Origin of the sequence: Streptomyces sp. NPDC087422, from assembly GCF_044744145.1 — a bacterium.
In the GTDB taxonomy this organism is placed as follows: Bacteria; Actinomycetota; Actinomycetes; order Streptomycetales; family Streptomycetaceae; genus Actinacidiphila.
In genome coordinates this window covers 546,789-560,440 of record NZ_JBIUXT010000006.1, presented here as the reverse complement: position 1 = coordinate 560,440, position 13,652 = coordinate 546,789, and the positions used below count along the sequence as shown (strand labels likewise).

Genomic DNA, 13,652 nt, shown 5'->3' with positions numbered 1-13,652 from the left:
TCGGCCGTCCCCTTACGGCGAACACGTCGGCGGGGCACTCGGCACGCGGGGCGGCGGCACGGTCCGGAAGATCCGGGAAACTCCTGGGAATCCCGGGGAATCGAAGGTCCGGCGGGCACGCACGGGGGATTCGTGCCCGCCGGACCGTGTCTTCACGTTAGCGGCCCTTCACTCACTGTTGGGCATACCCGGGGGCAAATCATGCCGCGGGAATACGCCATGGCACAGGCGCGCCTCCATACCCCTTACGTAGGCGCCATCGCCCGTACGTACGAAGGGAGTTGGGCCGTGACAGTCACATTCCGCGGCGCGCCGGGGACGACGGTCCGGGGACCGTTTCAGCCGACGGCCAGGTCCTGGAGGCCGACCACCTTGAGCAGCCGCAGCCGCTCGTACGCGGCGGTGCCGGGGCGCGCCGTGTAGACGATCAGCCGCTGGTCGTGCTCGGGGCTGAGCAGCACCTCGCAGTCCAACTCCAGCTCCCCGACGACCGGATGGCGGAAGCGCTTGGTGTCCGAGCGGCGCACAGCGACCTCGTGGTCGTCCCACATCCGGGCGAACTGCGGGCTCTGCGCCCGCAGTTCGGCGACGAGCGCGGCCGGGCGCGGGTCGTCGGGGCGGGCCGCGAGCACGGCGCGCAGATTCGCCACATGGTGACGGGCCAGCGTCTCGTGGTCCTCCTCGGGGAACAGCGCGCGGGCGGAGGGGTCGGTGAACATCCGCCGTACGACATTGCGCAGCGCGGGCGGCCGCGCCGACACGTCGCCGAGCAGGGCCGCGGCCATCGCGTTCTGCGCGAGGACGTCGCCGAAGTCGCTCACCACCTGCGCGGGCGTGTCGTGCAGCCGGTCGAGGACCAGCAGCAGCCCCGGCCTGACGTGCCCGCTGCCGCCCGCCTCGCGCGGCGGCTCCTCCCCCGACAGGTGGAACAGGTGGTCCCGCTCGTCCGCGGTCAGCCGCAGCGCGCGGGCCAGTGCGGTGAGCATCTGGCGCGAGGGGCGCGGTCCGCGGGACTGTTCGAGCCGCGTGTAGTAGTCCGCCGACATCCCGGCGAGCTGGGCGACCTCCTCGCGGCGCAGCCCCGGCGTACGGCGCCTGACCCCCTCGGCCAGGCCCACGTCGGCGGGGGCGAGGCGGGTGCGGCAGCGGCGCAGGAAGTCGGCGAGCTCGGGTCGGTTCACCCTTCCAGCATGCGTCCGCGCGGCGCGGCTATCCAGGGAGTGCCACTCCCCGGATAGAGAGGTCTCTGCCGCCCGCGCTCCGGGCCGCGCAGGGTGGGAGACAGCGGCGGAACACCGGGTCCCGCCGCAGGTCCGCACCACGAGGAGCACCCCATGAAGATCCTGGTCACCGGCGCGACGGGACAGGTCGGACGCCGGTTCGTACCCCGCCTGCTGCAACGGGCGGGGACCGCCGACACCGTACGCGTCCTGGTACGCGACGAGGCGCGCGCCGAGCCCTTCACCCGGCTCGGCGCGGAGGCGGTGGTCGGCGAGCTGCGTGACGCCGACGACGTCCGCGAGGCCGTGTCGGGCGCCGACGCCGTGCTCAACATCGCCGCCGCCTTCCGCGGTGTCCCCGACGAGGAGGCGTGGGCCGTCAACCGCGACGCCGCGCTCGACCTCGGCCGCGCCGCCGCCGACGCGGGCGTGGGCCGTTTCGTGCAGGTCAGCACCACCTTGGTGTACGGCGCGGGCCGTGGCCGACCGGCCGTCGAGGACGACGAGACGCTGCCCGGCGCCTCCCTGTGGGGCGCCTATCCCGCCGCCAAGCGCGAGGCCGAGGTCGGGCTGCTCGCCCTCGGCCGCGACAGCGGGGTCGACGTGCGCGTCGGGCGGCTCTCCTTCGTCTACGGCGAGGGCGATCCGCACCTGCCGCAGGCGCTGCGGTGGGCCCGGGACTGGCCCGCCCACCGCCGGATGTCCATGGTCCACCACGCCGATGTCGCCCAGGGCCTCCTGCGCGTCCTGTACGCCCCCGGTGCGGCCGGGCGGATCTACAACATCACCGACGACGCGCCGGTCACCGCCCTCGACATCCACTGGATCAACGGGGCCGAGGTGCCTGCCGGTATGGCCGACCGCCCCCTCGCCGACCCCTGGGAGGGCATCTCCTCCCCCCTCCGCATCCACCACGAGCTGGGCTTCCGCCCCCTCCACCCCACCGTCTGGTCCGCCGCCGCGGCGGGCGCCCTCTAAACGGCGCGTCCGGCGCCGCACCCGCACAGGCGCGCCCGCCGGCGAACTCTGATCCGCACGGGTGGTGCGGGCGGTGAAACCGGTCGCGCCGCGGGCGCGGGGGTGGAGCGGGCCGGGAGGGTGGGGGGATGCGGACGACGGACGAGGATGTCGCCTCGGTGGTGGGGCGGATGCGGCGGGTGGGGGGCCGCCGCGACGGACTGGGCGTGTTCAACGCCGTGTACATGGAGGTGACACGCGCGGTGGGGCGGCAGTTGGCCGCGAACGGTTTCGAGGACGCCGAGACGGCGGCCCGGTTGGCGGTGCGGTTCGCGAACCGCTACCTCAAGGCCGTCGAGGACGACGCCGGGGGAAGGCAAGCGCCGGCGTCCTGGCGGCCCCTGCTCCGTATGCGCGCCCACCGCGACATCCACCCGCTCCAGTTCGCGCTGGCGGGCGTCAACGCCCATGTCGGCCACGACCTTCCCCTGGCGGTGGTCGACACCTGCCGCGCCACCGGCTGTGAACCCCCCGCCCTGGCTGCCGACTTCGACCGCGTCGGCGAGATCCTGACCGCCGTCGAGGAGCGCGTGCGCGAAGAGCTGATGCCCGGCCCCGACCTGCTCGAACTCGCCGATCCGCTGACCCACGTCGTGGGTTCGTGGAGCCTGGACCGGGCGCGGGACGCGGCCTGGGCGGCGGCCCGGCTGCTGTGGGCGCTGCGCGACAGGCCGGACGCGTACGAGGAGTGCGTGCGCCGCCTGGACGCGGGCGTCGGCCTGATCGGCCGCTACCTGCTCACGCCGGTGGGCCGTCGCAGCTGACGTACGGGCCCCGTGCTCAGTCCTCCGGCAGCAGCACCGGCGCGATCTCGTCGTAGCGGTCGCCGGGACCGGGATTCAGCGGGTCGGTCGCGCCGCCGAGGTGCCGCATGACACCCCACACCGCGTTGAGCGCGGTCTGCACGGCGCCCTCGGCCCAGCCCGCGGTCCAGGAGATGTCGTCGCCCGCGAGGAAGATGCCGCGCTTGTCGGCGGGCAGCCGGTCCTGCATGAAGTGGGTGAACAGCCGCCGCTGGTACCGGTAGTGGCCGGGCAGGTTGGCCTTGAACGCGCCCATGAAGTACGGCTCGTTCTCCCAGGAGACCGTCACCGGATTGCCGATGATGTGCCTCCTGATGTCGACGCCCGGGTAGATCTCGCCGAGCGACTTCAGCATGACCTCCATGCGCTCGTGGGCGCTGAGCGGCAGCCACTTGAGGCTGTCGTCGCACCAGGTGTACGACAGGCAGATCGCGGCGGGCCGGTCAGGTCCGTCGTCCAGCAGGTACGTGCCGCGGGTCATCCGGTCGGTGAGCGTCATCGACATCAGGTCGCGGCCGGTCCGCGGGTCCTTGTCCAGCCAGAACGGCCGGTCCACCGGCACGAAGAGCTTGCTGGACTCCATGTAGTGGGTGCGCTCCATCGCCGTCCAGTGGTCGATCGGGAAGAGCGAGTCGTCGCAGGCGATCTTGGACAGCAGCAGCCAGCTCTGCGCGGTGAAGACGGCGGCGCGGTACGTACGGATGTCCCCCGACGCGTCGGTGACGGTGATCCGGTTGCCCGCGGTGCGGTGCAGCCCGGTCACGGCCGGGCGCGGCCGACCGTCGCGGGCGGCGTGCAGGGAGCGCAGCGAGGTGCCCTTCGGCCAGTGCACGGTCTTGTCGGGCTCGCGTTCCCACAGCCGCAGCGGGAGCTGCTGCGAGCCGCCGACGATCCCGTGGTGGTCGTCGTCCGCGCCGGTGTAGACGACCCGCAGGATCTCCAGGATCGAGTTGGGGAAGTCGGTGTCCCAGCCGCCGGTGCCGAAGCCGACCTGCCCGAAGATCTCCCGGTGCCGGAAGGACGCGAAGGCCGGGGAGTCGCACAGGAAGCCGTAGAAGGTCTGGTTGTCCAGCTTCTCGACCAGCGCCGACCAGATCTCCCGGATCACGGGGATGTCCCGCTCGCGCAGGGCCCGTTGCATCGCGGAGAAGTCGGCGCCGTCCTCCAGGCACGCGTTCCAGGCGTGCATCACCTGGTGGTAGACCTCGGGAAGGTCGTCCACCGAGGTGGCGTAGTGCGACTCGCCCTTGAGGTCCACGACGGTCGAAGGCGTGCCGGGCGCGAGCGGGTTGGGGAACGGCTTGGTCTCCAGGCCCACCAGGTCCACGTAGTGCTGGAAGGCGGTGGACGAGGGCGGGAAGCGCATGGCGCCCAACTCCGCGGTGAGGCCGGGGTCGCAGCCGTCGAAGCCGACCGTGCGCAGCCGCCCGCCGATCTGGTCCGCCTCGTAGACGACGGGCTTGAGGCCCATCTTCATCAGTTCGTACGCGGTGACGATGCCGGACAGGCCGCCGCCGATCACCGCGACCTCCGTGCCGTGCTCGGTGGGCGGCACCGCGCCGAGGCCCGCCGGGTGCGCCAGGAAGTCGTCGTAGGCGTAGGGGAAGTCAGGCCCGAACATGGTGACGGGCGGCTGCTCCTGGGCTTCGGCGTGCTGCTCGTCGTGGACCGCGGTGGGCACGGACGTCATGGGCGGCTCTCCTGGCTGAACTGGCGTGCGGGAAAAGGGGGGTTACGGGCGCTCGCGGGGCACTCCGGCGCGCGGGCTCAGCCGAGCGCGCGGTACAACTCCGGGCGGCGGTCGGCCAGATACGGCGTCTCCGCGCGGGCGGCGTCGATCAGCGCCGGGTCCACATCGGCGAAGACCAGTTCCTCGCCGGTCCCGGCCCGCGCGCGCACCGCGCCGTCCGGTCCGACGAGGCAGCTCAGCCCCGCGAAGTGGTAATCGCCCTCGGCCCCGCAGCGGTTGGCGTACGCCAGGTGCAGCTGGCTCTCGTACGCGCGGGCCGGGACGAGGGTGTGCGGCACGAATTCGTACGGCCGCATCAACGCGGTCGGCACGACGAGGAGTTGGGTGCCGCCGAGCGCGTGCGCCCGTACCGCCTCGGGGAATTCCACGTCGTAGCAGATCAGCAGCCCGATCCGTACGCCGTCGACGTCGGCCTGTACGACGGGTGTGTCACCGGCGGTGAAGGCGGACCGCTCGAAGTCCCCGAACAGGTGCGTCTTGCGGTAGTTGGCGAGCGGGGCGCCGTCCGGGCCGATCAGCCGCGCCGCGTTGTGCACGGCCGTACCGTCCCGCTCGGGGTAGCCGTAGACGATGGCGATCCCGTACCGGGCGGCGATCTCCGCCACCCGCCGCGCCGACGGTCCGTCGGCCTCCTCGGCCAGCGCCGCGAGGCGGTCGCCGACCGCGTAGCCGGTCAGCGACAGCTCGGCCGTCACCAGCAGCCGCGCTCCCCCCTCGGCGGCCCGTCGAGCCGCCTCCTCGAACCCGGCGAGCGCCGCGTCCACCGACTCGGGTACGCCGCCCGGCCCCTGATACAGCGCAGCGCGCAACGGTGCCATGAGTCTCTTTCGCCTGTTCAGAGGGGGTGTACGGGACTCCTTCGACAGTACGGTTCCGTGCGCGGCGGCGGCAAGACGCGATCATTGCGGCTGCTGCCGCTGTTCGTTGCGTCTTGTCCGGCACTACCGGCGATTCGTTGCGCCGGGTCGCCGCTGAGGGGCTCGCGGGGCGCGTCCTGGGGGCACGGAAGCGGGCCCCCACCCCGGGATTCAGGGGTGGGGGCCCGCTCGCGTGGTGCGGTGAGGCCGTTCGACCGGCCGTCAGGTCGGTTCAGCTACCGAAGCGGCGGTCCTTGCGGCCCTGCTCACCCTCGTAACCGCTGGTCTCCTCGGTGGTCGCGGGGCTCGTGTCGGTCTCGATCCGCTCCTTGCGGACCCGGCCGTGCACGGTCTTCTGCTCGACGTGCTCGTCGACGCGCATGCGGACGCGCTCCTTCGGCACGACCTCGGTCTCGATGATCGCCTTGTCCTCGTGGAGGGTGACGACCTGTTCGGCCTCGCTGATGTCGCCCGTACGGCCCGCGGCGGTCTTCGGGTCGATGGGCTCACGGACGAGGTGGACCTCTTCGTGCCGGATCGGCACCGTCTGCTCGACTTCCTCGACGTCCACGACCTTGTGGAGCCGCGCCTGGCCGATGGTCTCCCGCTCGACCCGGACGTGCATCTCCTCCTCGGAGCGGATCATGGTCTCGCTCTCGGGGTCGAGACCGTCCGCGGCGAGGCGCTGCGGTGCGCCCGAGGCCATGGCGGGCGTGTCCTTGCCGGTGGAGGCGACCGGTGCGCCCGCGCGGGCCGCGGCGGTCTTGTCGGTGCTCGGCGCTCCGGTGTCCGCGGTCCGCGCGTGACGGCCCGCGGCGGTGCCCGCGGCCACTCCGGCGGCACCGGCAGTACCGGCGGCGGCTCCGGCCTTCGCGTCACCGGTCCCGGCGCCCTGCCCGTTCGCGGCGCGGCCCACGGACCCGCCGGACCTGGCTTCCATGCCGTAGTAGCGGTAGAGGTTCTGCTCCTCCGACGCCGAGAGGTGTCCGCCCGAGTCCACGTCCACATTGGGCGCGCCCTTGACCTGGTCCTTCTCGTACGGAACCTCAAGATGGTCCTCGACCAGGCGGGCGGCACGCGTCGGCACGAATGTCTCGTTGTTGCCGAAGAAACCGGTCTTCACCGCGACCCACTCGACTTCGCCCGTGGCGTCGTCCAGGTACAGGTGGGCGGCTTCGCCGATCTTCTTCCCCTGAGCGTCATGCACCGCATGGCCCATGACCTTGGGAATCTGCTCACGCGTGATCATGTCGCCTCCTTCGTGCTGCCGGGGCCGATCTGGCCTCAGTACCCGTTGTACCCCGATCGGGTGACTTCAGCCACAATTCGCATGATTTGCGACATTACCCAACTTATGCCTCGGCAGGCGCACTCCGTGCTCTCACTCCGGGGCGCCTGCGCCGTAGCGGCGCAGCAGCGGGGAGAGGATCAGCACGGATTTGGTGCGGGTCACGAACGGCTCCCCCGCGATCTTCTCCAGCACCTGCTCGAAGTGCCGTACGTCGGAGGCGAAGACCTGGACCACGGCGTCCGCCTCGCCGGTGACGGTGGAGGCGGACGCGACTTCCGGGTAGCGGGCCAGGCCGCGCCTGATGTCGCCCGGCGAGGTGTTGTGGCGGCAGTACAGCTCCACCAGCGCCTCGGTCTGCCAGCCGAGCGCGGCGGGGTCGACCCGTACGGTGAAACCGGTGATCGCGCCCGCCGCCAGCAGCCGGTCCACCCGGCGTTTGACGGCGGGCGCCGACAGGCCCACTTGGGCGCCGATGTCCGCGTAGGACCGCCGGGCGTCCTCGGCCAGGGCGTGCACGATGCGTTCGTCGAGATCGTTGAGCGGCTTCACAGCTCGCAGGATAGAGACATCTCCGACGACTCGGGACCAAGGCCCCCTGGCGACACCGGGACGGGCACCGGCGAGGGCACCGGCGCGGGCACGGGCACGGGCACCGGCGAAGGCACCGGTACCGGCGCGGCCACGGGCACCGGCGAAGGCACCGGCGCCCGACCCCGCGTCAGTTCCAGCTCGCGTGCAGCGGCTTGCCCTCCGCGTAGCCCGCCGCGCTCTGGATGCCGACGATCGCCTTCTCCGCGAACTCGTCGAGCGAGGAGGCCCCGGCGTACGTGCAGGAGCTGCGCACCCCGGCGATGACCGAGTCGATCAGGTCCTCGACGCCCGGCCGGGCCGGGTCGAGGAACATCCGCGAGGTGGAGATGCCCTCCTCGAACAGCGCCTTGCGCGCCCGGTCGTACGCCGACTCCTCGCTCGTACGGTTGCGGACCGCGCGCGCCGAGGCCATGCCGAAGGACTCCTTGTACAGCCGCCCGTCGGCGGCCTGCTGGAGGTCGCCCGGCGACTCGTACGTACCGGCGAACCAGGAGCCGATCATCACGTTGGACGCGCCCGCCGCCAGCGCCATGGCGACATCGCGCGGGTGCCGGACGCCTCCGTCGGCCCAGACGTGCTTGCCGTGCTTGCGCGCCTCCGCGGCGCACTCCATGACGGCGGAGAACTGCGGGCGGCCGACGCCGGTCATCATGCGGGTGGTGCACATGGCGCCGGGTCCGACGCCGACCTTGATGATGTCGGCGCCCGCCTCGATCAGGTCGCGGACGCCCTCGGCGGCCACGATGTTGCCCGCCACGATCGGCACCCGCGGGTCGAGCGCGCGCACGGCGCGTACCGCCGCGAGCATCGACTCCTGGTGGCCGTGCGCGGTGTCGACGACCAGGGTGTCCACCCCGGCGTCCAGGAGCTGCTTGGCCTTGCCCGCCACGTCGCCGTTGATGCCCACGGCCGCGGCGATCCGCAGCCGCCCGTTCGCGTCGACGGCGGGCTCGTACAGCGTGGCGCGCAGCGCGGCCTTGCGGGTCAGGATGCCGACGAGCAGGCCCTCGGCGTCCACGGCGGGCGCCAGCTTGCGGTGCGCGTCCTCCAGCCGGTTGAACGCCTCGCGCGGGTCGATGTCCGCGTCGAGCAGCAGCAGGTCCCTGGACATGACCTCGGAGAGCTGCGTGAAGCGGTCCACGCCGCTGAGGTCGGACTCGGTGACGACGCCGACCGGCCGCCCGTCCTCGACCACCACGCCCGCGCCGTGCGCCCGCTTGGGCAGCAGGGACAGCGCGTCGGCGACGGTCTGGGAGGGGGCGAGCGTGATCGGGGTGTCCAGCACCAGATGGCGCTGCTTGACGTAGGCCACGACATCGGCGACCACGTCGTGGGGGATGTCCTGCGGGATGACGACGAGGCCGCCGCGCCTGGCCACGGTCTCGGCCATCCGGCGGCCCGCGATGGCCGTCATATTGGCCACGACCAGGGGGATGGTGGTGCCCGTCCCGTCAGGGGACCTGAGGTCCACACCCTGGCGGGAACCGACCGCGCTGCGGCTCGGCACCATGAAGACGTCGTCGTACGTCAGGTCGTACGGCGGCCGAATATCGTTGAGGAATTTCACGCTGTTGCTCCCACCTGCGGCTTTGCCTTGCAGGCGAGCCGAAGTCAGCACGGAACCAGCACGGTGGCGCTGGTCAGTACCTCGTCCATCACACGCTTCAGCTTGTCGTCCGAGCCCGGGGTCAGGTGACCATAGATGTCCGCGGTTATCTGAATTGTAGAGCGCCCCGACCAGCGGGAGACCTCCAGGAGGGACACCCCGTCGAGGCCGCCGCGCAGGGGCCTGCCGGAGGAGGTCCGCGGCGTACCGGAGCGAGCAGGCTGAATATGTCAGTCTGCGTGGTTGATACACGGTGAATGACATAATCGCATGGCATCATGGCCTTTCGGACGGCCGGCAGGTGTGAGCGATCGGGGACCCGTATGGAGGCCAAGGGCTACGGCCACGCGGGAGCGCGCATCGATGTCACAGCGCTGATCCGAGCCGAGCTGCCGCACCTGACGGGCTCACTGCGGAAAGTGGCCGAGCTGGTGCTCGCCGACCCCAACTCCGTGATCGGCTGCTCGGCCGCCGAGCTGGGGCGGCGCACCGGCACGTCCCAGCCGACGGTGACGCGGTTCTGCCGTGCGGTGGGCCTGGAGTCGTACCAGCATCTGCTGATCGAACTGGTCCGTGAGAGCGCGCGCGGCGACGAGCCCGCCTGGGGCACCTCGGAGATCGGGCCGGACATCTCCCCCGACGACGACTTGCGGCGGGTGGTCACCGTCGTCGGCCAGGCAGATCTCGGCGCGGTGCAGCGGACGTTGGACACCATCGACCTGGCGTCGCTTGAGCGCGCGGCCCAGGCGGTCGCCCGAGCGCGGCGGATCGACGTGTACGGCGTCGGCGGCAGCGGCGCGGTGGCGGTGGAGACCGAGCTGCGGCTCTTCGGGATCGGATGCGCGGTGCGCGGGTGGAACGAAGTGCACGCCGCCACGACGTCGGCGGCCCTGCTCACCCCGGCCGATGTCGCCATCGGCATCTCTCACTCCGGATCGACCCGGGAGACGATCGAGCCGTTCGAACTCGCCCGCGCGCGGGGCGCCACCACAGTGGCGATCACCGCCGACCACAGGTCACCGTTGGCGCGGGCCGCTGAGGTCCGGCTGATCTCCGCAACCGCCGAGACCTCCTTCCGCGCCGGCAGCATCGGAGCGCGGCACTCGGTGCTGGTGCTGATCGACTGCTTGTACGTGCGCGTGGCGCAGCTGTCGTACGGCCGGGCCAGCGCGTCCATGGCGCTCACCGGGCACATCCCGGGCGACCACATGGTGAAGGGGCGCCGCGGGCGCTGAGTTCAGCCCGCCGAGTTCAGCGCGCCGAGTTTCAGTGCGCCGAGTTCAGTGCGCCGAGTCCGGCCGCCGATACCGGGGCGCGGGCGCGGCGGTGCACGCCGCGTCCTGCATGATTCATTCATCATTTCTGCGCATCGTGGTTGATTGAACCACCACCGTCTGCCAGCATGTGTGCGTCCGCCACGGTCGCCGGTGCACCGATGGGACCTTCAGCCCCCTCCCCGCTCCCGCGTTCCAACGATCGGAGTAGGCCATGCCAGAACAGAACTCCTCCCTCTCCAGCGCTTCACAGCCGATGCACCGCCGGACGCTGCTACAGGCCGCGGGCCTGGGCGCCGGCGTCCTGGCCGCGGGCGGGCTGGCCGCCAACCGGGCGGCGGCCGCACCGGGGCCCGGCGACCCGACCGCCGGGGCGCTGAGTTCGGTGGGGTCCGGAGACGGCACGCACGCCGCCGACGCGGCGGACTCTTCCGCCGCGAGCGTGGACCTTCCGCTCACCGGAGGGCCGGACTTCCCGATCGGGCTGTTCTGGCCGCCGCACCCGTACGAGACCACGCTCGACCGCTACCAGGAGATCAAGGACGCCGGGTTCACCTTCTTGATCACGGGCAACTACCAATTCGATCCGCAAAGCGGCGGCTACGCCTTGCAGATGGCCGACCAGGTGGGCCTGAAGGTGCTGATCTCGGGCGACCCCCGGATCCAGGCGATCGCGCAGTACCTGTCGGTCACCGATGACCGGAGCGTGCCGTCCTCGCTCACCACCGCTGACGCGACGTCATGGGTGCGTGCGGCACTGGCCAGTTATGCGAACCACCCCTCGCTCGCCGGGTTCAACGTCTTCGACGAACCGGCCCAGTCCAGATTCCCCACGGTCGGGGCGCTCACCGGCATCGTGCGTGACGTCGCACCGGGGCTGCTGCCGTACTCCAACCTCGTGCCGGGTAACGGCCCGGGCTACGCGGCCTTCGTGCAGGCGTACATCGACACCGTCAAGCCGCCGCTGATCTCGTTCGACCGGTACCCGATCCTCACCGACGGCATAGACCTCAACTACTTCGACAACTGGGCGATCTACCGCGAGGCGTCGCTGAAGTCCGGGCTGCCGGCGTGGACGTTCATCCAGTCGGTCGGCTACAACAACCACCGGGTGCCCACCGCCTCGCAGTTGGCCTGGCAGACCAACATCAGCCTGGCGTACGGCTGCAAGGGCATCCAGTACTTCACCTACTGGACGCCGGACCCCGCCCGTGGCGAGGGTTTCACCAAGGCGCTGATCACCGCCGACGGCAAGCAGACCCCGCTGTACGGCGCGGCCCGCAGGCTGAACCGCACCTGGCTCCAGCCGGTCGGCCGCCAACTCAAGCCGCTCCGCTCGGAGTCGGTCCAACACGCCAACGACAACCCGCTGCCGCCGAGCGCGGTGGCCTTCACCCCAGGCGACCACCTGACCTCGGCCACCGGGGACGCCGCCGTCATCGGTCTCTTCAGGAACACGCAGGACGACGGCACTCGCTACCTGCTCGTGGCCAACCGCAACCCCGACGCCCCCGCCTCGGTGCGGCTCGGCGTCAACCAGGCGCACGTCGGAAGCGTGGCGACCTTCGAGCCGGCCACCGGCCGCTACCGCGGAGCGGCCCAGCACGGCACGCTGAAGGTCCACCTCAAAGCGGGCGCGGCGGCGCTCTACCGCCTGTCGCCGCGCTGAGTCCGGAGGCTGAGCGACACTGGGCGGCCCCGGCCCGCCCGGTCGACTCTCCTGGGTCGGTGATCCAGGTGGCTGTCCGCCGGGAGGGCTTCCTGCGGACGGCGACCCCTCGGAACACGGTCCGGGCATATCCAGATGAGGTCTGTTCGGCTGGGTAGACGCCCCCGGTGAGACACGGCGTACCGGCGTGTTGTGAGGGAGAGTCAGCTGATGCAGTTCGACGACGATGCTGCCCTGGACACCTCCGAGGTGCAGGACAACCGAGGCGGCACACGGGGCGGGATTCCCGGTGGCGGAAAGACCGTGGGCGGTGGGGTGGTAGGGCTGCTGGTCGTGATCGCCTCTGTGGTGTTCGGAGTGGACCCGGGTCTGCTCAGCTCGGGCGGCACCTCTGACAGCGCCGCGCGATCCGGCGGCTCCCAGGGCGTCGCGCCCGGCGATCTCGCGGCGAACTGCCGGACCGGGGCGGACGCCAACAAGAAGGACGACTGCCGGATCGTGGCCGTGGTCGACAGCGTCCAGGCATTCTGGAAGCAGACGGAGACAGCCGCAGGAAAGTCCTACACCCAGGCGCCGACCCTGCTTTTCACCGACAGGGTCAACACCGGCTGCGGGGAGGCGACGTCGGAGGTCGGCCCCTTCTACTGCTCCGCCGACGACAAGGTCTACCTCGACCTCGGGTTCTTCGACGAGCTCACAGGCAAGTTCGGCGCCAAGGGAGGCCCGTTCGCCGAGGCATACGTCATCGCGCACGAATACGGACACCACATTCAGGATCTCAGCGGCACCATCTCGCGCGGCAGCGGCCAGGGCGAGAACAGCGGCTCGGTGAAACTCGAACTCCAAGCCGACTGCTACGCCGGAGTGTGGGCCCACCACGCCACGACCACCCCGGACCCAGCGAGCGGAAAGCCGCTGATCACCGACCTGACGCGGTCCGACATCACTGTGGGCCTGGACGCGGCGGCCGCTGTCGGCGACGACCGTATCCAGCAGAAGTACCAGGGCAAGGTCACGCCGGACACCTGGACCCACGGCTCGTCGGCGCAGCGCCAGCAGTGGTTCACCAAGGGCTACACCTCCGGAGCCGTCTCGGCCTGCGACACCTTCGCCTGAGAGGTCAGCTTGTCCGGCCCCGTCCGCGGTGAGCGCGGACGGGACATGCCGAACACCTGATACCACGCGCGGACAAGACCGTGCGCGGCGCGGAATGAGCGCCGCGTTCCTGAACGCTGAATGTCAATGATGTCAATGCCGCTGAATGCCACTGCCCCTGAATGCCAGTGCCGGGGTCGCCCCGGCCCGGTCGCGGGCACTGGAGCGCTGCCCGCTGGAGGTGGAACCGCTGGTGATGCGGGCGGCGCCCCAGCATTGTCATCCTGTCCCGGAATATCCGGTGTACCCGTCATCGGAGAACGTTGTCGCAATACGACTGAGCGGTGGGGGGCCCCCCCGGGGGGGGCCCCCCCCGGGGGGGGGGGGGGGGGTGGGGGGGGGCCGGGCGGCGCGCCCCCCCCCGCCCCCCCCGACACGCGGCCGGGGGCACCCACCCAGCACCCCCCGCCCCCCCCCCC

11 protein-coding genes are annotated in these 13,652 nt (G+C 71.5%); 5 read left to right on the top strand and 6 right to left on the bottom strand.

Annotated elements, in window-relative coordinates:
- Nucleotides 1-338 precede the first annotated feature (338 nt).
- A complete protein-coding gene (locus tag ACIO6U_RS22410; RefSeq protein ID WP_401721565.1) occupies nucleotides 339-1,181 on the bottom strand; it encodes a helix-turn-helix transcriptional regulator in 843 nt (280 codons plus the stop codon).
- A 153-nt stretch (nucleotides 1,182-1,334) separates the two neighbouring features.
- Here ACIO6U_RS22410 and ACIO6U_RS22405 point away from each other — a divergent pair, with 153 nt between their 5' ends.
- Complete coding sequence (locus ACIO6U_RS22405) at nucleotides 1,335-2,198, top strand: NAD-dependent epimerase/dehydratase family protein (protein WP_401721562.1); 864 nt, start codon at nucleotides 1,335-1,337, stop codon at nucleotides 2,196-2,198.
- Between the two features lie 128 nt (nucleotides 2,199-2,326).
- Entirely contained in the window at nucleotides 2,327-3,001 is a 675-nt protein-coding gene (locus ACIO6U_RS22400) for a DUF5995 family protein (RefSeq protein ID WP_401721560.1), read from the top strand.
- Nucleotides 3,002-3,017: 16 nt separating this feature from the next.
- On the opposite strand, the gene ACIO6U_RS22395 is transcribed toward ACIO6U_RS22400, so the two are convergent.
- From ACIO6U_RS22395 to ACIO6U_RS22375, 5 genes are all read right to left on the bottom strand, one after another.
- Nucleotides 3,018-4,730 (bottom strand): flavin monoamine oxidase family protein, encoded by a 1,713-nt coding sequence (locus ACIO6U_RS22395; protein WP_401721557.1) that lies wholly within the window; start codon nucleotides 4,728-4,730, stop codon nucleotides 3,018-3,020.
- 77 nt (nucleotides 4,731-4,807) lie between these two features.
- The gene (locus ACIO6U_RS22390; RefSeq protein ID WP_355347061.1) at nucleotides 4,808-5,608 is read right to left on the bottom strand and encodes a carbon-nitrogen hydrolase family protein; all 801 of its coding nucleotides are present in this window, start codon (nucleotides 5,606-5,608) and stop codon (nucleotides 4,808-4,810) included.
- Nucleotides 5,609-5,879: 271 nt separating this feature from the next.
- Entirely contained in the window at nucleotides 5,880-6,896 is a 1,017-nt protein-coding gene (locus tag ACIO6U_RS22385) for a PRC and DUF2382 domain-containing protein (RefSeq protein WP_355347058.1), read from the bottom strand.
- A 132-nt stretch (nucleotides 6,897-7,028) separates the two neighbouring features.
- On the bottom strand, nucleotides 7,029-7,487 hold the full coding sequence (locus ACIO6U_RS22380; protein ID WP_391160759.1) for an AsnC family transcriptional regulator: 459 nt from the start codon (nucleotides 7,485-7,487) through the stop codon (nucleotides 7,029-7,031).
- Between the two features lie 169 nt (nucleotides 7,488-7,656).
- Nucleotides 7,657-9,096, bottom strand: a complete 1,440-nt coding sequence (locus ACIO6U_RS22375) for a GuaB1 family IMP dehydrogenase-related protein (RefSeq protein WP_401721553.1) — start codon at nucleotides 9,094-9,096, stop codon at nucleotides 7,657-7,659.
- 362 nt (nucleotides 9,097-9,458) lie between these two features.
- Here ACIO6U_RS22375 and ACIO6U_RS22370 point away from each other — a divergent pair, with 362 nt between their 5' ends.
- From ACIO6U_RS22370 to ACIO6U_RS22360, 3 genes are all read left to right on the top strand, one after another.
- A complete protein-coding gene (locus ACIO6U_RS22370) occupies nucleotides 9,459-10,370 on the top strand; it encodes a MurR/RpiR family transcriptional regulator (protein WP_355347049.1) in 912 nt (303 codons plus the stop codon).
- Nucleotides 10,371-10,623: 253 nt separating this feature from the next.
- The gene (locus tag ACIO6U_RS22365; RefSeq protein ID WP_401721550.1) at nucleotides 10,624-12,078 is read left to right on the top strand and encodes a hypothetical protein; all 1,455 of its coding nucleotides are present in this window, start codon (nucleotides 10,624-10,626) and stop codon (nucleotides 12,076-12,078) included.
- Between the two features lie 210 nt (nucleotides 12,079-12,288).
- The gene (locus ACIO6U_RS22360) at nucleotides 12,289-13,194 is read left to right on the top strand and encodes a neutral zinc metallopeptidase (RefSeq protein ID WP_391160763.1); all 906 of its coding nucleotides are present in this window, start codon (nucleotides 12,289-12,291) and stop codon (nucleotides 13,192-13,194) included.
- The last annotated feature ends 458 nt before the right edge of the window (nucleotides 13,195-13,652 follow it).